The organism is Spirillospora sp. CA-108201 (genome assembly GCF_050936235.1).
GTDB lineage: Bacteria > Actinomycetota > Actinomycetes > Streptosporangiales > Streptosporangiaceae > Spirillospora.
Map to the genome: position 1 here is coordinate 892,968 of NZ_JBNJNE010000001.1, position 18,335 is coordinate 911,302.

Below are 18,335 nucleotides of genomic sequence, written 5' to 3' on the forward strand. Positions count from 1 at the left end.
GGGCGCTCAGGGCTTGCGCCCGACGCCCCCGACGCTCCAGATCGGCCTGGACGACTCGATCGTCTCGTGCTCGGGGCGCCACAGGGGGAGGTAGACGACGCCGGGCTCGATCAGGTCCCAGCCGGAGAAGAGCCCCTCCACCTCGGCCCGGGTCCGGACGTTCGAGCGCGGGGTCCCGCGGATCGCGTGGGTCTCCTGCTGGTAGAGGAAGGCGAGCCTGGCCGTGACCTCCGGGCACAGGTCGCTGACCGGATGCGAGATCGCGATATGGCTGCCCGGCGCCGTCAGGTCGCCCAGCCGCCGGACGCTCCGCGCCACTTCCTCGTCTTCGGGAATGGTGTAGAGCACGTGGAAGAACAGCAGCGCCGTCGGCTGGTCCAGATCGATCAGGCCGCGCAGGCCGGGATGGTTCGCGATCCCCTCGGCGTCCCGCATGTCGGCCTCGACCACCGCGGTGCGGGGGTTCCCTCCCAGCAGCGCCTGCGCGTGGACGCGCACCACGGGGTCGTTGTCCACGTAGACGACCCGGCAGTCCGGCGCGACCGCCTGCGCGATCTGGTGCACGCTTCCCTGGGTGGGCAGACCGGTCCCGATGTCGAGGAACTGGCGTATCCCCGCCGCGGCGAGGAACCGGACGACGCGGTCCAGGAACTTGCGCCCCTCGCGCGCCAGGACCGGCAGCTCCGGCGCCAGCTCGATCGCCTGGAGCGCCGCCTGCCGGTCCGCGGCGTAGTTGTCCTTGCCGCCCAGGAAGTAGTCGTGCATCCGGCTCTCGTTGGGCGCCGTCGGATCGAAAGCCTGCGGTTCGTGCCCTGCGGGGAAGGGCATCGCTTCTCCATTCAACCGACATCCGGGCGGTGACGCGCGGCCGCCGCGAGGAATCGCCCAGTATGGCACGCACCCTTCCGGTACGCCCGACATACCCAACGCGGGCGGCCCCGTCCGGCGAGTCGATCGTCGGCGCCGCGCGACCGCGCGACCGCGCGGAGGGCGTCCAGGCCCCGCGCGACGGGCGGCTGCGACTCGCTGCCCCGGCGGACGATCGCGATCACTCGCAGCAGCTCCGGCAGCTCGGCCGCGACTTCGGCGCCGACCTGCGGATCGGCGATCGCCGGAAAGCACCTGATCTATCCGGCGATGGCGCGGCTGCCGGCCGGCGTCGCGTCCACGCTGCAGTTCCTCGGCCCGCTCACGCCGGCGCTCGTCAAGGTGCGCGGTCCGGCCGACCCGCTGTGGGCTGCCCTCGCGGGCGCCCCGCCGGCCTTGGCCGTGGCATTCGCGGCGCTGGGCCACGACGGCGAGGCGCCCCGCACGGACCGCTCGGACCGGGCCCGCCGCCGGACCGAATCGTGATCGGTCGTTTCCGCGGAGCGGTCCGACGCGGCGATTGAAGACCGTAGAGTTGGGTGTGAAGATGATCAGCGTGGGCGGCCGGCAGGGAGGCACGGTGGCAGGCGAGCGGTTTCGGCCAGGCGGATTCGACCCGAGCGTGCCGAACATCGCTCGCATGTACGACTACTACCTCGGCGGCAAGGACCACTACGAGGCCGACCGCCTCCGCGCCGAGGAGGCCAAGGCCGCTGACCCGACCCTGATCACCCTGATCAAGGAGAACCGGGCGTTCATGGGCCGCGCGGTCCGGTACATGGCCGAGCAGGGCATCGACCAGTTCCTCGACATCGGCACCGGACTGCCCACCCAGCAGAACGTCCACCAGATCGCCCAGTCGGTGAACCCCGCCGCCCGCGTCGCCTACGCCGACTACGACGGCCAGGTCGTCGCGCACGGACGGGCGATCCTCGCGGACTCGCCCGGCACCCGCATGGTCCAGGCCGACATCCGCCGCCCCCGGGAGATCCTGGAACACCCCGAGATCACCCGGCTGCTGGACTTCGAGAAGCCGGTCGCGCTGCTGACGATCGCCACCCTGCACTTCATTCCGGACGACGACGACCCGCCCGGCATCATGGCCGAGCTGCGCGAGGCGCTCGCCCCCGGCAGCCACATGGCGATCACCCACGCCTCCGCCGACGGCGTCCCCGAGATCGTGGCGAAGGTCGTGGAGGTCTACAAGAGGACCAACGCGCCCGGCACCCCGCGCACCCTGGACCAGGTCACGGGCCTGTTCGGCGATTTCGAACTGGTCGACCCGGGCCTGGTGTGGGCGCCGCTGTGGCGGCCCGAGCGTCCGGTCGCCCTGGAAGACGCCCTGCCGATCTGGTTCTACGCCGGAGTCGGCCGCAAGCTCTGAGGTGTGCGTGCACGACCGCTCCCTGACGAATGCCACCGGGATGAGGGAAGGCGACATGCGGGCAGTGACGGTCGGAGGGGCGCTCGAGGCCGCGGCGACGCGGGACGAGGCGTTCCTGTACGACGGCGAAGACACCATCACGTTCACCGGTTTCGACGAGATGGCGGACCGGGTCGCGGCGGGCCTGCTGACCCGCGGCGTCGGACGGGGCGACCGGATCGGCCTGCTCGGCCCCAACACCTCGCAGTGGCTCGCGGTGTTCTTCGGCGCGGCCCGGATCGGCGCCGTGGTCGTCCCGCTGAACGTCCGCTACCGGGAGCGGGAGCTGTCCTACATGCTCGGCCAGAGCGGCGCCCGGCTGGTCGTCACGGTGGAGGCCGTGCCGGACTTCGACTTCGCCGCGTACTTCGAGGCGTCCGGCGTCCCCGCCGTGCACTTCGGCGCGGGCTTCGACGCCCTGACCGCGGTCCCGGCTCCGCCGTCCCTCGCGGCGGCCCGCGCCGCGGTGGGCCCGGACGACCCGCTGATGATCCTCTACACGTCCGGCACCACGGGACGCCCCAAGGGCGCCGTCATCACCCACCGGGGGATCCTGGCCTCCGCCTCGGCCCAGGCCGACCACTTCGGGATGACCGGCGAGGACGTCCAGCTCGGCCACCTCCCGTTCAACCACGTCGGCGGCATCACCTGCACCATCATGGCCGCCCTGGTGAGCGGCGGCTCGGTCGCGCTGCTGCCCGCGTTCTCCCCGGACGCCGCGCTGCGCGCCATCGAACGGCGCCGGGTGACGTTCCTCGGCGCCGTGCCCACGATGTACGTGCTGATGCTCGGCCGCCCCGACTTCGCCGAGCACGACGTCTCGTCCGTCCGGCTGTGCATGGCGGGCGGCTCCAACGTGGAGCCCGCGCTCGCCGACGCGATCCGGCGGGGCTTCCCCGGAGCGCCTCTCTACGGCCTCTACGGTCTGTCCGAATCCTCGGGCGCCTGCGTCCTGTCGCCGACCGGCGACGCCCCCGAGACGGTCTCCCGGACCCTCGGCGCGGTCATCGGCGACTTCGAGGCGCGCGTGACGGCCCCCGACGGGGCCGCCCTGCCTCCGGGCGAGACCGGCGAACTCCAGATCCGCGGCGCCTGCGTCGCCGCCGGCTACTGGGACATGCCGGACGAGACCGCCGAGGTCTTCCTGCCGGACGGGTGGCTCGCCACCGGGGACATGGTCGCCCTGGAGCCCGACGGGCACCTGGTCCTGCGCGGCCGCGAGAAGGAGATGTACATCCAGGGCGGCTTCAACGTCTACCCGGTCGAGATCGAGAACGTCCTGACCGCCCACCCGAAGGTCGCGATGGCCGCCGGGATCGGCGTCCCCGACGAGGTGCTCGGCGAGGTCGGCCGCTTCTACGTCGTCCCGCGCCCGGACGCCGAACCGCCCACCGCGGGCGAGCTGGCCGCCTACTGCCGCGACCGCCTCGCCGACTACAAGGTCCCCCGCCAGTTCGTCATCACCCCGGACGTTCCGCTGACCCCCGTAGGCAAGATCCACAAAGCGCTCCTCAAGGACCGCGACCTTCCCGCCCCGAGCTGAGCCCGGCGCCGGGGGCGGCCTCCCCGGCGTCCGGACTCAGCTGTGCGCGTGGACGTCGAGGATCGCCTGGGCGAGGATCTCCGTGGCGGGCGCGTTGACGAGCCTCCACTGCGCGGCGCAGGGGATGAGGGCCCACCACTCCTTGGTGTGGGTGCCCCACCAGCACAGGACACCGAAGCGGGCGTGGAGGTAGGCGATCGTTTCCTTGTGCGGCGTGTCGGCGCGGGGCGGAGGGATCGGGAGCGCGGTGCCGTCCCTCACCGGACGGCGGGCCCGGGCGGCGAGCGCGGCCGCCACGTAGGGGGTGAGGATCCGGGTGACCCGCTCGGCCGCGCGGGCCGGGTCGGTGTGCGGGGCCAGATCCTCACCGGTGCTCGACCGGTACCACCAGGAGCCGGACGCCGGGCCGGGGGCGAGGGTGACGCTCTCCCCGAAACCCGGGACGGCCGGGTCGAAGACGCGCACGAGCGGAAGGGGGCCGTCGTAGTGCGGCACGGCCTTCCAGCCCGCGCGGATGACTTCCTGTGCAAGTCGGTCAAGATGGCTTGTAATGGAAGATGTTGAGGCCTCGGCGGTCAGATTCTTCGGTTCGATCCACCCCATTACCGGCGCACCCACTTGCGGTGGTCGTATGCGGGACGGCACGCCGCGCGACTGAGCTCGTGGGTGAGGGCCTTGCGGAGCTCCTCGGCGGTGTTGCATATAACGGTCGGGTCTATGCCGGCCTTTGGGTCGTGCAGGGTGGCGACCCAGTCGCCGAGCCTCCCGTCGTAGCGCGTGGCGCGCCAGATTCGGTGGCCTTGGAAGTCCTCGCGGAGTCGGGCTAACGCCTGGTCAGCGGGGTTGACGGGCGTGTCCATGATCAGTTCAAGCTTCCGTTGGTGTGGTTGCTCTCCGTTACCGTCCTCAATCTTCCCGTGACCGGGTCGTCTTTTGGAAGAGCGAGGAGCCCGACAGATGGAAAGCTCTCGGCGCCGTTAGAAAACACTTCGCTTTCGGCTCGCCCGGGTTTCCCGTCGTCGCCGCGCCGCGAGCGCGGGGTTCGGCGTACCTCCGACTGCTTTGGCGGTGAAAGCCTGTTTACCGAACCGACTCCATCTCGTTTCCCTCCGTTTCGTGCAATCCGGTGCAACCGGACAATTCTCCGCCGGATGTCGGCGCGCTGGGGATCAGCGGGGCTCGGACAGATCCACAATGGAACGCGTCCTCCGTTCGTGGGGCCGGGTGCCGGTAGCGTCAGGGACCAGGGAACGCGAGGCCGGGCGAAATGTAAGGCGATCGGCCACAAGCGGTCATCCTCGGGTTTCGGAATGGCGCATTACGGTCATTCCCATTCCGCTTGTGAAACTTGCGCGGCAAGTGTTGGTGTCATGGTCGATGAAGTATTAACCGGGCCCGAGTGGATCGGTATCCCCGTGGCGTGAATACGCGGCTAATGAAGCTTCCCGCATTGCGCCATGAGTTCGTGGCCGCTTGGCGCACTCGGGTTCGGGACGGCCCTCGCGGTAGGCGGCGAACCGGGAAAGCCCCAATGATCCGCCTGTACGGAACCGGCGTGAACTCAGAGGCGAGTGGTGGAAAAAACTCTTCCCTGGATGTGCCGGCGCTGCTGTTCGCGCAGGCGGAGGACGACTTGCCGGGTGAGAAGCAGGTGGCCGCCGGTCAAGTTCTTCCGATCGGGCATGCGGCGCCCCCCGTTGCCGCGCGGACGGCCATGGCCGACCGGTCCGCCTCGTCGTCACGCTGAGTTCCTTCGCCGAAGCGGCCGCGTTCCTGGTTGAAGGTGGGGCCCGCCCCGGTCGGCCGGGGCGGGGACCGACCGAGGCGCGTTGCATGTTCATGCAGCAGCGTGCATACTTGTGCTCATGTCCAAAGTGCTGACCTCCCTGCCCGTCGGTGAGCGCGTCGGGATCGCCTTCTCCGGCGGCCTCGACACTTCGGTGGCGGTCGCGTGGATGCGCGACAGGGGCGCGGTGCCCTGCGCCTACACCGCCGACATCGGGCAGTACGACGAGCCCGACATCGCCTCCGTGCCCGGCCGCGCCGCCAAGTACGGGGCGGAGGTCGCGCGCCTGGTCGACTGCCGGGCCGCCCTCGTGGAGGAGGGGCTCGCCGCTCTGGCGTGTGGCGCGTTCCACATCCGGTCCGGCGGCCGCAGCTACTTCAACACCACCCCGCTCGGGCGGGCCGTGACGGGAACCCTCCTGGTCCGCGCCATGCTGGAGGACGACGTCCAGATCTGGGGCGACGGCTCGACGTTCAAGGGCAACGACATCGAGCGGTTCTACCGGTACGGGCTGCTGGCCAACCCGTCCCTCCAGGTCTACAAGCCCTGGCTCGACGCCGACTTCGTCACCGAGCTCGGCGGCCGCACGGAGATGTCGCAGTGGCTGCTCTCCCGCGGCCTGCCCTACCGGGACAGCGTCGAGAAGGCGTACTCCACCGACGCCAACATCTGGGGCGCGACCCACGAGGCCAAGGCCCTGGAGCACCTGGACGCCGGGATCGAGACCGTCGACCCGATCATGGGCGTGCGGTTCTGGGACCCCGCCGTGGAGATCGCCGCCGAGGACGTCACGATCGGCTTCGAGCAGGGCCGCCCGGTGACCGTGAACGGCAAGGAGTTCGGGTCCGCCGTCGACCTGGTGCTGGAGGCCAACGCCGTCGGCGGGCGGCACGGCCTCGGGATGTCCGACCAGATCGAGAACCGCGTCATCGAGGCCAAGAGCCGCGGCATCTACGAGGCGCCCGGCATGGCGCTGCTGCACGCGGCCTACGAGCGGCTCGTCAACGCGATCCACAACGAGGACACCCTCGCCACGTACCACAGCGAGGGGCGGCGGCTCGGCCGGCTCATGTACGAGGGACGCTGGCTGGACCCGCAGGCGCTGATGCTGCGCGAGTCGCTGCAGCGCTGGGTCGGGACGGCCGTCACCGGCGAGGTCACCCTGCGGCTGCGGCGCGGCGAGGACTACTCCGTCCTCGACACCTCCGGGCCCGCGTTCAGCTACCACCCCGACAAGCTGTCCATGGAGCGCACCGAGGACTCCGCCTTCGGCCCCGTGGACCGGATCGGGCAGCTGACCATGCGCAACCTCGACATCGCCGACTCGCGCGCCAAGCTGGAGCAGTACGCCGGGCTCGGCATGGTCGGCAGCTCGCACCCGGCCCTGATCGGCGCCGCGCAGGCGGCGTCCACCGGGCTGATCGGCGCGATGCCGGCGGGCGGCGCCGAGGCGATCGCGTCCCGCGGCAAGGACTCCCGGGACGCCGAGGTCCTCGACCGCGCGGCCATGGAGTTCGGCACCGACTAGGCCGTACGCGACCGCCCCGATGCAGCTGGGGCCTGTCTCGAAGTGGCCTCGGCCACGCGCGCGAACGCGTGACCTGGCCGGTGGAGCGAAGCCGGAGGCGAGCGGAACCGGGCGGATCGCGAAGCGATGCCGCGTTCGCCCAGGCCCGGTCGCGTAGCGAGCCGCCAGGCGAGCGCAGCGGGCCGGGACTTGATCAACACAGCTAGGGGGCCTCGTCCTCCTCCACGGGAGGGAGCGGGGTCTCCTTCTCCGGCGGCCCGACGAAGCCGTGCAGCGCCGCGGCCACGACGGCCCCCACCAGGGGCGCGACGATGAACAGCCACACCTGCGACAGGGCCGTCCCGCCCACGACGACGGCGGGGCCGAGGCTGCGGGCCGGGTTGACCGAGGTCCCCGTGATCGGGATGCCGATCAGGTGGACGGTCGTGAGGGCGAGGCCGATGCCGACCCCGGCGACGGACGGGATGGCCGCCGTGCTCGTCATGGACAGCACGATGAACACGAACAGGGCGGTCAGGACGACCTCGGTGAGGAACGCGCCGCCCATGTCGATGCGGATGAGGCTCGCGTCGCCCCACCCGTCCGCGCCGAGCCCGGTCACGGAGCGGGCGTAGAGCGGCGAGCCGGAGAAGGTCGCCCACAGCAGGAGCGCGCCCAGGATGCCGCCGGCGAACTGGGCGATCCAGTAGCCGACGGCGTCGAGCGGCGGGATCCGGCGGGCGAGCAGCACGCCCAGGGTGACGGCCGGGTTGACGTGGCAGCCCGAGATCGGCCCGATCGCGTAGACCAGGACGAGGACCACGAGGCCGAAGGCCAGCGCCGTCGCGACGACGCCCGCCGAGAGGCTGCGCCCGGCGACGCCGAAGCCGAACGACAGGGTCGCCACGCCCACCGCGAAGTAGACCAGGATCAGGGTGCCCACGAGCTCCGCAGCGATCCTCCTGAACACGCGCTCCCCTTCCCCCGAGGCTCTGACGCACCTCGGCCTACCCCCGGGGGACGAAGAAGATCGTCTCGGTGTGATCGCGTGACCCAGAAATGGGGGCGGCTTGGGGGACCGGTCAGGCGTGCTGGGCCAGGCTGGTCCAGCTCTCGTCCCAGAGGGCGTCGCGGCGGCGGTCGCAGCGGCGGCGGGCGAGGAGGTAGGCGACCAGCAGGGGGACCCCCGCGACCGCGGCGGCCGTGGCCGCGGCGACCGCGGCGGTGGCCAGGGTCGCGGTGCGCGTCTGCGGGTGCTGGACCGGGTTGCCCGCCGCGTCCACCCAGATGCGCTGCTCCATGCCCGGCCTGACGGACTTGTCGGCCGGGACGACGGTGGTCCGCGTCCGGCCGTCGGAAGACGTCCAGGCCAGTTCGGCGTAGGTGTGCCGCACTCCCGCGCCGCCCTGGGAGTCGGTGTGGACGACCTGCGCCGTGACGCGGTGGACGTTGCGGTGCTCCGCCCGGACGCCGCTGCGGTAGGCGTCGACGGCCAGAAGCACGGACACGGGCGGGGCGAGCACCGTGAACAGCAGCGCGGCGGCCACGCCGACCGCCCACTGGCGGCGGTCCACGGCGCGTCGCAGATCGTTGCGGTCGAACCCGAAACGGCGGCGGACCCGTCCTAGCCTTCTCATCGCCTCCTCCTTCGCCCGTGACAGTAATCGCTCTTGGAAGCGGTCGAGCACGCGCCTCTTCTGGTGCGCCGCTGAAGCGCGCAGACTGGCAGGAGGAGGGCAGGATTATGGAGGGCGCTAGGAGCGACGAGCAAGCGCACGTCCTGTTCGGCTACGACGGGACGGCGGAGAACGACACGGCGACGCGCTGGGCGATCGAGGAGGCCCGGCTGCGGGGCCTCGACCTGGTGATGTGCCACTGCTGGCACTGGCCCTACCCCGGGGGGCACGAGGACCCGAGCGCCGAGGCGGTCATGAGGCGGGCGGGGGAGAACCTGCTGCAGCGCGGCGTGCGGCGCGCCCGCGAGCTGGGGGCGGCCGGCGCGGTGCGCGGCCGGCTGGTCCGCGGCCCGGCCCGCGACGCGCTGCCGCGCGAGGCCCGCGAGGCGGAGCTGACGGTGGTCGGGGCCCCCGAGCGGCTGGACGAGGGCGCGGGTGTGCTGGACCTCGCGGCGGGCGCCTACCACCCGGTGGTCGTCGTCAAGGACGGGACGGGCCCCGGCCGGGTCGTGGCGGGCGCCGACGGGACGACCTGGTGCGACCCGGCGCTGGGCTTCGCCGCGGCCGAGGCGGCGCTGCGCCGGTGGGAGCTGCGCGTGGTGTACGCGTGCTGGGAGCCCGCCGCGGTCGACGCGGACGAGCTGGCGCTGTTCCACGACAGGGAGCTGCTGGAGAAGACGCGCGCCGCCGAGCTGGAGGCGGCCGTGGCGCCCTGGCGCGAGCGGTACCCGGACCTCGACATCCAGGTCTCCCTGCTGCTGGAACGCCCCCTGGAGGCGCTGTTCGACGCCGCGGACGACGCCGGGCTGCTGGTGCTGGGCGACCGCGGCGGCGGGCTCGCCTCGCTCGGCTCGACCAGCACGGCGGTGCTCCGGCACGCCCGCCGCGCCGTGGCGATCGTCCCCGCGCGCCCGGACTGAGCGCCGGTCAGCGGTCGGCGACCAGGGCCTCGGTCGCGTGCAGGGCGGGGTCGGCCGGCAGGTCGGGATCGAGGATCAGCTGGAGCAGCAGGCCGTCCAGCACCGCAGTGAAGAGCATCGCGGTGCCCTCGCGGCGCTCGGCGGGCCAGCCGGGGCGCAGGTGCTCCAGCCGCGCGGCGACGCGGGCCCGCGCCTCCCGCGACCAGTCCCGCCGCTCGGCGCCCATCCGCGGGTCGCGCAGCGCCCGGACCAGCAGTTCGGCGGCCAGCCGGAGGTTGCGCTCGCCGGCGAGCATGGCGAGGACGCGCTCGCGCAGCGCCCGCAGCGCGGCCGCCGTGTCGGGCGCGGCGACCAGCGCGTCCACCACCGGGTCGACGATCGTCTCGCTGGCCCGCTGCGCGACCGCGACGTGCAGGCCCGGCAGCCCGTTGAAGTAGTGGTGGAGCAGTCCGGGCCGGATCCGGGCCCGGTCCGCGACGGCCCGGGCCGTGAGCGCGGCCCAGCCGCCCTCGGCGAGCAGGTCGAGACCGATCACCACGAGCTGCTCCCGGCGTGCCAGGCCGCGGGGTGTCGACGCGCGGGGCTCCTCGTGGGTCATCACGCCACGCTATCCCAACGCTTGCACCCTGCAACCGTGGAGATCGTCGGGGGTCCCCGGGGCGGACGGGGTAGGGCCTCCCGGCCGACCGGGACCGGGACCGGGGGATGCGCACCGTGTCGTGCTCGCCGGTCGGCCGCCGCGCCGAGCTGGAGGAGGCCGGCGCGGCGGCCGTCTACGACGACCCCCGCGCCCTCCTGGACGTCTGGACCGAAGCCTCCTTGTGGGCCCCCTCGCGCTATGACGCGCGGTCGCGCTCGGCGGCGAGCTGGAGCGCCACGTCGATGATCATGTCCTCCTGGCCGCCCACGTAGCCGGCCTCGCCGACCTTCTGCAGGATCTCGTGCGCCGGGACGCCGTAGCGCTCGGCGGCCCGCTCGGCGTGCAGCAGGAAGCTGGAGTACACGCCCGCGTACCCCTGCGTGATCGCGCCGCGGTCGGCGAACGGCAGCCGGTGCAGGAACGGCTTCACCACGTCGTCCGCCGCCGCCAGCGCGCCCTGCACGTCCACGCCCGTCGGGACGCCGAGTCGCTCGAACGTCGCGACCAGCACCTCGGTGGGGGAGTTGCCCGCCCCCGCGCCGAGCGCGCACAGCGCGCCGTCGATCTGCCGGGCGCCGTTCTGCTGCGCCAGGACGGAGTTGGCGACGCCGAGGGAGAGGTTCTGGTGGCCGTGGAAGCCGACCTGCGCCTCGTGGCCGATCTCCTTGACCAGCGCGCTGATCCGCTCCTGCGCCTCGCCGAGGACGAGGGCGCCGGCGGAGTCGACGACGTAGACGCACTGCGCACCGCCGTCCACCATGATCCGGGCCTGCCGCGCCAGCTCCTCCGGGCCCACCCGGTGCGACAGCATGAGGAACCCGACGGTCTCCATGCCGAGGTCGCGGGCGGCGGCGAAGTGCTGCAGCGACACGTCCGCCTCGGTGCAGTGCGTGGCGACCCGGGCGACCGACGCGCCCGCGTCGTGCGCCATCTTCAGGTCGTGGACCGTGCCGAGGCCCGGCAGCAGCAGGACGGCGATCTTGGCCCGGGTCGCCTCGTCCACGGCGGCGGCGACGAGCTTGACGTCGTCCTCCAGCGAGAAGCCGTAGTTGAAGGACGACCCGCCGAGACCGTCGCCGTGGGTGACCTCGATGACCTCGACACCGGCGGAGTCCAGGGCGTGCACGACGCCGCGGACCTGCTCCTCGGTGAAGCGGTGCGCCATCGCGTGGCTGCCGTCCCGCAGCGTGGAGTCGGTGATCCGGATCTTCTCGTTGACGTCGCTCATGAGGAGGCCTTCCTGCGCGCGAGCTGCTCGCCGACCCTGGCGGCGGCCGCGGTCATGATGTCGAGGTTGCCGGCCCAGGGCGGCAGGTGGTCGCCGTTGCCGCGGACCTCCAGGAACACCGCGACCCGGGCCATGCCGTTCCAGATGTCGCGGGGCTCGTCGAACTGCGGCTCGACCCGCAGCGTGTAGCCGGGGACGTAGGCGGCGACCTCCGCGACCATCTTCTCGATCGACTCGGCGACGGCCGCGGTGTCGGCGTCGGACGGGATCGCGCAGAACACCGTGTCCCGCATGATCATCGGCGGGTCCACCGGGTTGAGGATGATGATCGCCTTGCCCCGCCCGGCGCCGCCGACCTGCTCGATCGCGCGGGCCGTGGTCTCGGTGAACTCGTCGATGTTCGCGCGGGTGCCGGGCCCGGCCGAGCGGGACGCGATCGACGCGACGATCTCGGCGTACGGCACGGGCACCACCGAGGACACCGCGTGCACGATCGGGATCGTGGCCTGCCCGCCGCAGGTGATCATGTTGAGGTTGGGGGCGTCCGACAGCGAGGCCAGGTTCACCGGCGGGCACACCAGGGGCCCCGCCGCGGCCGGCGTCAGGTCGATCGCCGTGATCCCCGCCTCCTCGTAGCGGGGCGCGTTGGCCAGGTGCGCCTTCGCCGACGTCGCCTCGAACACCAGGTCGGGCAGGGTGGGCTGCTTCAGCAGCCAGTCCACGCCCTCCGCCGACGCCTCGACGCCCATCCTGCGGGCGCGCTCCAGGCCGTCGGACTCCGGCACCACCCCGACCATCGAGTGGACGTCGATCAGCTCGCTGCGCTGGAGCTTGACCAGCAGGTCGGTGCCGATGTTGCCCGGCCCGACGATCGCGGCCGTCAGTCTGCTCACGAGAGCTCCTCCTCTCCGAACCGGGCGGTCACCGAACCGATCCCGGCGAACGTCGCCGTCAGCGTCTGCCCCGGCGCGACCGGCACGGCCGCCGTGATCGAGCCGGGCAGTACCACGTGCCCGGCCTCCAGGCTCACGCCGCGCTCGCCGAGGACGTTGGCCAGCCAGACCAGCGCGTTGATCGGCGATCCGAGGACCGCGCCGCCCGCGCCGGTGTCGATCAGGTCGCCGTCGCGGCGCAGCAGGCAGCCCATCAGCGACAGGTCCTGGTCGTCCAGCCGGACCGGGCGGGTGCCGAGCACGACGCCGCCGCTGGAGGCGTTGTCCGCGATCGTGTCCGGAAGGGTGATCTTCCAGTCCGCGATGCGGGAGTCGATCACCTCCAGCGCGGGCAGCACGTACTCGACGGCCGCGACGGCGTCCGCCGTCGTGGCGCCGGGACCGGCCAGCGGGCGGCCCAGCACGAACGCGACCTCCGGCTCGATCCGGGGCTGCAGGAAGCGGCCGGTGTCGATCGGGGCGCTCTCCGGCAGGAACATCGTGTCCAGCAGCACGCCGAAGTCCGGCTGGTCCACGCCCATCTGGCGCTGCATCGCGGCCGAGGTCAGGCCGACCTTGTGGCCCTTGATCCGCGCGCCGGCGGCCGTCCACGCCTCGACCTGGGCGAGCTGGACCGCGTAGGCGTCGGCCACCGACATGTCGGGGTGGTCCTTCGTCAGCGGCGAGAGGGGAGTGCCGGTGGCGTACGCGTCGAGGAGCGCGGCCGCGGCCTTCTCCACGGAACCCGGGTCCATGGGGCCGTCCTTTCGTTCGTATGGGCAGGCCGAGCCTCTCCCGCCGGGCCCCCCGCGGGCAACGCGGCCGTCCCGCGTGGTGGGACACTGATTCCATGCCGCCCGTTCCGTCCGACGAGAGCTTCCTGCACCGCGTCGTCGCGGTGCTGGCGGCGTTCCGCCCGGAGGACGACGAGCTGGGCGCCGCCGAGCTGGCCCGCCGCAGCGGCCTGCCCAAGTCGACCGCGCACCGGATCGCCCTCGACCTGGTGGACGCCGGGCTGCTGGAGCGCCGGGGCCCGCGGGTGCGGCTCGGGCTGCGGCTGTTCGAGATCGGGCAGCGGGTGCCGCGCCAGCGGGTGCTGCGGGACGCCGCGGTCCCGTACATGTCGGACCTGCGGGAGGCGACCCGGCAGACCGTCCATCTGGCGGTGCTGGAGGGCGGTGAGGTCGTCTACGTGGAGATCCTCGGCTCCTCCGGCGGGCCGCGGATGCCCTCGCAGGTGGGCGGGCGCCTGCCCGCGCACGTGACCGGGGTGGGCAAGGCGATCCTCGCGTTCTCCCCGCCGGAGGTGGTCAGGAGCGTGCTGGAGTCGGAGCTGGTCAAGGTCGGCGAGCGCAGCGTGACCGCGCCGGGGCTGCTCGCCCGGGAACTGGAGACGATCAGGCGAGAGGGCGTCGCCTACGACCGGGAGGAGTCCGGCCGCGGGATCGTCTGCGCCGCCAGCCCGGTGCTCGGCCCGGACGGCGTGGTCCTCGGCGCGCTGTCGGCGTCGGGCTGGGCGACCCGGATGCGGCTCGCCGCGGTCGCCCCGGCCGTCCACACCGCCGCGCTCACCCTGTCGCGCACGCTGGGCGGCCAGGCGGCGTTCCACAGTCGCGGCCCGCTTCGAGACCGGCCCTAGGCGCCGGGCTCCCGGCGCTCCGGCAGGCGGCGGGCCAGGAGCTGGGCGAGGTGCTCGCCGTCGCGCCGCGCCAGCTCGCGCAGCTGCGTGCGGCAGCTGAACCCGTCGGCCAGGACCACGGCGTCCTCGCCGGCCGCGCGGACGGCCGGGAGCAGCCGGTGCTCGGCGACGGCGACCGACACCTCGTGGTGGCCCTTCTCGACGCCGAAGTTGCCGGCCAGCCCGCAGCAGTCGCCGAGCCGTTCGACGTCCGCGCCCGCCTTCCGCAGCAGGTCGGCGTCCTTCGCCCAGCCCATGACGGCGTGGTGGTGGCAGTGCGGCTGCGCGATCCCGGTGATGCCGGACAGGTCGGGCGGCGTCCAGTCCGGGGTCTCGGCGAGCAGCTCGGCGAGGGTGCGGGTCGCGGCGGCGACCTCGCGGGCGGCGGCCGCGTCCACGCCCCTCAGCAGCTCCTCGGCGTCGGACCGCAGCACCCCGGTGCAGGACGGTTCCATGCCGACGACCCTGGCGCCGCGCCGGACGTGGGGGAGCAGCGCGCGGACGGTGCGGCGCGCCTGCGCCCGCGCCCCGTCCAGCTGCCCGGTGGAGATCCACGTGATCCCGCAGCACACGGGGCGCTCGGTCACCCTGACGCGGTAGCCGGCGTCCTCCAGCACCCTCACGGTCGCCCGGCCCACCTCCGGGGAGAACGCGTCGGTGAAGCTGTCCACGAACAGCACGACGTCGCCGTGGCGGCCCTGCGGGCTGCGGTGCGAGGCGAACCAGCGCCGGAACGTCACGGGCGCGAGCGCGGGGAGCGTGCGCCGCCCGTCGATGCCCGCGGCCCAGGCGAGCAGCGGCTTCAGCGCGCGCGACCGCATCACCGCGTTGGCCGCCCTGATCGCCGCAGGCGCGCGGGCGGCGAGCCGGGTCCAGCGCGGGAGCCGGCCGAGCGCGTAGTGGGAGCGCGGCCGGATCCGCCCCCGGTACCGCCGGTGCAGAGCCTCCGCCTTGTAGGAGGCCATGTCCACGCCGGTCGGGCAGTCGGACGCGCAGCCCTTGCAGGCCAGGCACAGGTCGAGGACGTCGTGCAGGGCCTCGGACCTCCAGCCGCCCGGGCCGAGCTTCCCGCTGACGACCTCCTGGAGGACCCGGGCCCGCCCGCGCGTGGAGTCCTTCTCCTCCCGCGTCGCCAGGTAGGACGGGCACATCACGCCGCCCGCCGCGGTGTTGTCGGCGCGGCACTTGCCCACGCCGGTGCAGCGGTGCACGGCCCGGGACAGGTCGCCGCGGTCGTCCCGGTAGGCGAGACCGAGGCCCCGGTCCAGCGGGATCGTCTGCACGGCGCGCAGGTCGGCGTCCACGGCCGCCGGGCGGACGATGATGCCGGGATTGAGCACGTCGTCCGGATCGAGGACGTCCTTGACGGCCGAGCACAGCGCCAGCGCCTCGGCCGTGTACATGTGCGGCAGCAGCTCTCCGCGGGCCCGCCCGTCGCCGTGCTCGCCGGACATGGTGCCGCCGTGCCGGGCCGCCAGCGCGGCCGCGTCGTTCAGGAAGTCCCGGAAGACGCGCGTCCCGCCGGTCCGCCCGAACGGGAAGTCGATCCGGACGTGGATGCACCCGTCGCCGAAATGCCCGTACGGGACGCCGAACAGCTCGTAACCGGACAGCAGCGCCTCGAACTCCCGCAGGTACGCGCCGAGCCGCTCGGGCGGGACGGCCGCGTCCTCCCAACCGGCGTGCGCCTGCTCGCCGGCGGGCGTGCGCGCGACGAGCCCGGAGCCGTCCTCGCGGATCCGCCACAGCGCGTCGGCCAGCGCCATGTCCTCCACGAGCGCCGAGTCGGCGCAGCCGGACGCGGCGACGACCTCCCGCGCCGCGGATCGCAGCGCCCCGGCCTCGGGCCCGGCCAGCTCCACCAGCAGCCATCCGGATCCGGACGGCAGCGGCGGCACGGCGCCGGCGCCCCGCCGCTCCCGGACGACGTTCACGATCCGCGAGTCCAGCCCCTCGCACGCGACCGGGCCGTGAGGCAGGATCGCCGGGACGGCGTCGGCGGCCTCGGCCATCGACCCGTACCCGAGGACCGCCAGCGCCCGGTGCGCGGGCTCCCGGACCATCCGCACCCGCGCCGCGAGGGTCAGCGCGAGCGTCCCCTCGCTTCCCACCAGCGCGCGGGCGACGTCGAACCCCTTCTCCGGCAGGAGGTGCTCCAGCGAGTATCCGGAGACCTGGCGGCCGAACCGCCCGAACTCCGTCCGCACGAGGGCCAGGTTCTCGCCGACCAGCCCCCGCAGCCGCTCCAGCAGGACGCTCCCGGTCCGCGCCCCCGGCACGTCGCCGAGCCGCAGGCGCTCCCCGGAGCCGGTGACGACATCGAGGCCGAGCACGTTGTCGCTCGTGCGCCCGTAGCCGAGCGCCCGGGACCCGCACGCGTTGTTGCCGATCATCCCGCCGAGCGTGGCGCGCGTCCGGGTGGAGGGGTCGGGCCCGAACCGGAGCCCGTGCCCGGCCGCCGCCCGGTGCAGGGCCGCCTGCACGATGCCGGGCTCCACCAGCGCCGTCCCCGCCTCCGGGTCGATCTCCAGGACCCGGTTCAGGTGCCGGCTCACGTCGGCGACGACCCCGGGTCCGACCGCGTTCCCCGCGATGGACGTCCCGGCGCCCCGCATCGTGAGCGGCACCCCGGCGTCCCGGCACACCGCGAGCACGGCCGGGAGCTCGTCGGCCTCACGGGGCGTCACCACGACCCGCGGCGGAACCCGGTACAGGGAGGCGTCCGAGGAGTACAGGGACCGCGCGAGCGCCGAGTCGTCCACCCCGCTGACGCCGGCCGCCCTCAGCGCCTCCACCAGTTCGCCGTGCTCACGATGGTCGGTCACGGTGACAACGGTAGGTCATCGCGCGGGCCGCCCGCCGCCGGGAGCCCGCGCCCGTGCGGGCTTTCGTCGGGACCAAGGTCCCTACCGCGCGTCACCGCCCTCGACGAGGGTGGTGCGACGGAAACCGATCATGGTTTTCCGCAAGGAGCTCAGGGAAGGCCCACCGGACTCACCGGAATCGGTCTGTCGGAGGCAGGGGCACGGTGACTGGGACACGTCGGACGGCGGAAACGGGCCCCGCGGCGGCCGGGCCGGGCGGCGGCGGGCGGCCGATGGTCATGCTGGTGGTGGCCACGATCGGGTTCGCGGTGAACTTCTGGGCGTGGGCGCTGCTGAGCCCGCTGGGCCCGCGGTTCAAGGACTCCCTGGGCCTGTCGTCGTTCGAGCAGTCCCTGCTCGTGGCCGTGCCCGTGGTCGTGGGCTCGCTGGGGCGCATCCCCGTCGGCGCGCTGACCGACCGGTTCGGCGGGCGGGTGATGTTCCCCGCGGTCTCGCTGTTCACCATCGCGCCCGTCCTCTATCTGGGCCTGGCGGGGCACTCCTCGCTGGCGTCGCTGCTGGTGGGCGGGTTCTTCCTCGGCATCGCCGGCACGACGTTCGCGGTGGGGGTCCCCTTCGTCAACGCCTGGTTCCCGCCCCGGCGGCGCGGGCTGGCGATCGGGATCTTCGGCGCCGGGATGGGCGGCACGGCGATCAGCGCGCTGACGACCGTCAAGGAGGTCGACAGGTACGGGATGGCGTTCCCGTTCGTGGTGACGGCCGTGCTGCTCGCCGTGTACGCGGCGGCCGCGTGGCTCGTCCTGCGGGAGGCCCCCGGGCGCACGGCGCCGAGCGGCTGGTCGCGACGGCCCGGATGGGCGTGACGTGGCAGATGTCGGCGCTGTACGCGGTGGCGTTCGGCGGCGACGTCGCGTTCTCGGTGTACCTGCCCACGTACCTGAAGACGCAGTACGGGCTGTCGCAGTCGGACGCCGCGAACCGGACGGCGGGGTTCGTCCTGCTGGCCGTCGTGATGCGCCCGATCGGCGGGTGGCTGTCGGACCGCGTCGGCGCGGGGAGCGGTGCGACGTTCGCGCTGGTCGCCCAGCTCACCCCGGTGAGCGAGGTCGGCGCCGTCACCGGGGCCGCCGGCGCCGCGGGCGGCCTCGGCGGGTTCGTCCCGCCGCTGGTGATGGGCTTCGTCTACGGCGCCTGCGGCTCGTACGCCGCCGGACTGGTGCTCCTCGCGCTGGTGGCAGCCGCCGCCGCGCTGTTCACCGCCACGGTCGTCCGGCGCGCCGCGCTGGACCGCCGAGCCGCATAGGAAGGAA

Annotated in this window: 18 protein-coding genes; 9 read left to right on the forward strand and 9 right to left on the reverse strand. The window is 73.5% G+C overall.

The features are described from left to right. Window positions 1-6: 6 nt before the first annotated feature. Window positions 7-828: an SAM-dependent methyltransferase gene (locus ACQEU6_RS04300; protein WP_499329288.1), complete on the reverse strand. Its 822-nt coding sequence runs from the start codon at window positions 826-828 to the stop codon at window positions 7-9. A 309-nt stretch (window positions 829-1,137) separates the two neighbouring features. Between ACQEU6_RS04300 and ACQEU6_RS04305 the strand changes: the two genes are divergently transcribed. The 3 genes from ACQEU6_RS04305 to ACQEU6_RS04315 all read left to right on the forward strand — a co-directional run bounded on the left by ACQEU6_RS04305 (window position 1,138) and on the right by ACQEU6_RS04315 (window position 3,833). Then, the gene (locus ACQEU6_RS04305; RefSeq protein ID WP_499329289.1) at window positions 1,138-1,353 is read left to right on the forward strand and encodes a hypothetical protein; all 216 of its coding nucleotides are present in this window, start codon (window positions 1,138-1,140) and stop codon (window positions 1,351-1,353) included. Between the two features lie 61 nt (window positions 1,354-1,414). After that, window positions 1,415-2,251: an SAM-dependent methyltransferase gene (locus ACQEU6_RS04310; RefSeq protein WP_499340087.1), complete on the forward strand. Its 837-nt coding sequence runs from the start codon at window positions 1,415-1,417 to the stop codon at window positions 2,249-2,251. Window positions 2,252-2,306: 55 nt separating this feature from the next. Further along, complete coding sequence (locus ACQEU6_RS04315; protein ID WP_499329290.1) at window positions 2,307-3,833, forward strand: class I adenylate-forming enzyme family protein; 1,527 nt, start codon at window positions 2,307-2,309, stop codon at window positions 3,831-3,833. Window positions 3,834-3,869: 36 nt separating this feature from the next. Here the strand turns inward: ACQEU6_RS04315 and ACQEU6_RS04320 are convergent, their stop codons facing one another. Continuing rightward, complete coding sequence (locus ACQEU6_RS04320; RefSeq protein ID WP_499329291.1) at window positions 3,870-4,328, reverse strand: hypothetical protein; 459 nt, start codon at window positions 4,326-4,328, stop codon at window positions 3,870-3,872. A gap of 1,036 nt (window positions 4,329-5,364) precedes the next feature. On the opposite strand from ACQEU6_RS04320, the gene ACQEU6_RS04325 reads away from it, so the two are divergent. Beyond that, complete coding sequence (locus ACQEU6_RS04325) at window positions 5,365-5,580, forward strand: hypothetical protein (protein ID WP_499329292.1); 216 nt, start codon at window positions 5,365-5,367, stop codon at window positions 5,578-5,580. 118 nt (window positions 5,581-5,698) lie between these two features. Further along, window positions 5,699-7,147, forward strand: coding sequence for an argininosuccinate synthase (gene argG / locus ACQEU6_RS04330; protein ID WP_499329293.1), 1,449 nt, complete (start codon window positions 5,699-5,701; stop codon window positions 7,145-7,147). A gap of 202 nt (window positions 7,148-7,349) precedes the next feature. Here argG and ACQEU6_RS04335 read toward each other — a convergent pair whose 3' ends face one another. Both ACQEU6_RS04335 and ACQEU6_RS04340 read right to left on the reverse strand, forming a co-directional pair. Continuing rightward, the gene (locus ACQEU6_RS04335; RefSeq protein WP_499329294.1) at window positions 7,350-8,096 is read right to left on the reverse strand and encodes an aquaporin; all 747 of its coding nucleotides are present in this window, start codon (window positions 8,094-8,096) and stop codon (window positions 7,350-7,352) included. 112 nt (window positions 8,097-8,208) lie between these two features. Then, on the reverse strand, window positions 8,209-8,763 hold the full coding sequence (locus ACQEU6_RS04340) for an Rv1733c family protein (RefSeq protein ID WP_499329295.1): 555 nt from the start codon (window positions 8,761-8,763) through the stop codon (window positions 8,209-8,211). 107 nt (window positions 8,764-8,870) lie between these two features. Here ACQEU6_RS04340 and ACQEU6_RS04345 point away from each other — a divergent pair, with 107 nt between their 5' ends. After that, window positions 8,871-9,722 carry a universal stress protein gene (locus ACQEU6_RS04345; protein ID WP_499329296.1) on the forward strand — a complete coding sequence of 284 codons (852 nt, stop codon included), beginning with the start codon at window positions 8,871-8,873 and terminating at the stop codon, window positions 9,720-9,722. A gap of 7 nt (window positions 9,723-9,729) precedes the next feature. On the opposite strand, the gene ACQEU6_RS04350 is transcribed toward ACQEU6_RS04345, so the two are convergent. The 4 genes from ACQEU6_RS04350 to ACQEU6_RS04365 form a co-directional block, all read right to left on the reverse strand. Next, window positions 9,730-10,320 carry a TetR/AcrR family transcriptional regulator gene (locus ACQEU6_RS04350; protein ID WP_499329297.1) on the reverse strand — a complete coding sequence of 197 codons (591 nt, stop codon included), beginning with the start codon at window positions 10,318-10,320 and terminating at the stop codon, window positions 9,730-9,732. A 238-nt stretch (window positions 10,321-10,558) separates the two neighbouring features. Further along, window positions 10,559-11,590, reverse strand: a complete 1,032-nt coding sequence (dmpG, locus tag ACQEU6_RS04355) for a 4-hydroxy-2-oxovalerate aldolase (RefSeq protein ID WP_499329298.1) — start codon at window positions 11,588-11,590, stop codon at window positions 10,559-10,561. Then, on the reverse strand, window positions 11,587-12,483 hold the full coding sequence (locus tag ACQEU6_RS04360) for an acetaldehyde dehydrogenase (acetylating) (RefSeq protein ID WP_499329299.1): 897 nt from the start codon (window positions 12,481-12,483) through the stop codon (window positions 11,587-11,589). The genes dmpG and ACQEU6_RS04360 overlap by 4 nt, the downstream gene beginning before the upstream one ends. After that, window positions 12,480-13,277: a 2-keto-4-pentenoate hydratase gene (locus ACQEU6_RS04365; RefSeq protein WP_499329300.1), complete on the reverse strand. Its 798-nt coding sequence runs from the start codon at window positions 13,275-13,277 to the stop codon at window positions 12,480-12,482. The genes ACQEU6_RS04360 and ACQEU6_RS04365 overlap by 4 nt, the downstream gene beginning before the upstream one ends. Window positions 13,278-13,372: 95 nt before the next feature. On the opposite strand from ACQEU6_RS04365, the gene ACQEU6_RS04370 reads away from it, so the two are divergent. Continuing rightward, the gene (locus ACQEU6_RS04370) at window positions 13,373-14,161 is read left to right on the forward strand and encodes an IclR family transcriptional regulator (RefSeq protein WP_499329301.1); all 789 of its coding nucleotides are present in this window, start codon (window positions 13,373-13,375) and stop codon (window positions 14,159-14,161) included. On the opposite strand, the gene ACQEU6_RS04375 is transcribed toward ACQEU6_RS04370, so the two are convergent. Further along, window positions 14,158-17,025 carry an FAD-binding and (Fe-S)-binding domain-containing protein gene (locus ACQEU6_RS04375; protein ID WP_499329302.1) on the reverse strand — a complete coding sequence of 956 codons (2,868 nt, stop codon included), beginning with the start codon at window positions 17,023-17,025 and terminating at the stop codon, window positions 14,158-14,160. The genes ACQEU6_RS04370 and ACQEU6_RS04375 overlap by 4 nt on opposite strands. A gap of 203 nt (window positions 17,026-17,228) precedes the next feature. On the opposite strand from ACQEU6_RS04375, the gene ACQEU6_RS04380 reads away from it, so the two are divergent. Continuing rightward, on the forward strand, window positions 17,229-17,888 hold the full coding sequence (locus ACQEU6_RS04380) for an MFS transporter (protein ID WP_499329303.1): 660 nt from the start codon (window positions 17,229-17,231) through the stop codon (window positions 17,886-17,888). Then, a complete protein-coding gene (locus ACQEU6_RS04385; RefSeq protein ID WP_499329304.1) occupies window positions 17,885-18,328 on the forward strand; it encodes a hypothetical protein in 444 nt (147 codons plus the stop codon). The genes ACQEU6_RS04380 and ACQEU6_RS04385 overlap by 4 nt, the downstream gene beginning before the upstream one ends. Window positions 18,329-18,335 lie beyond the last annotated feature (7 nt).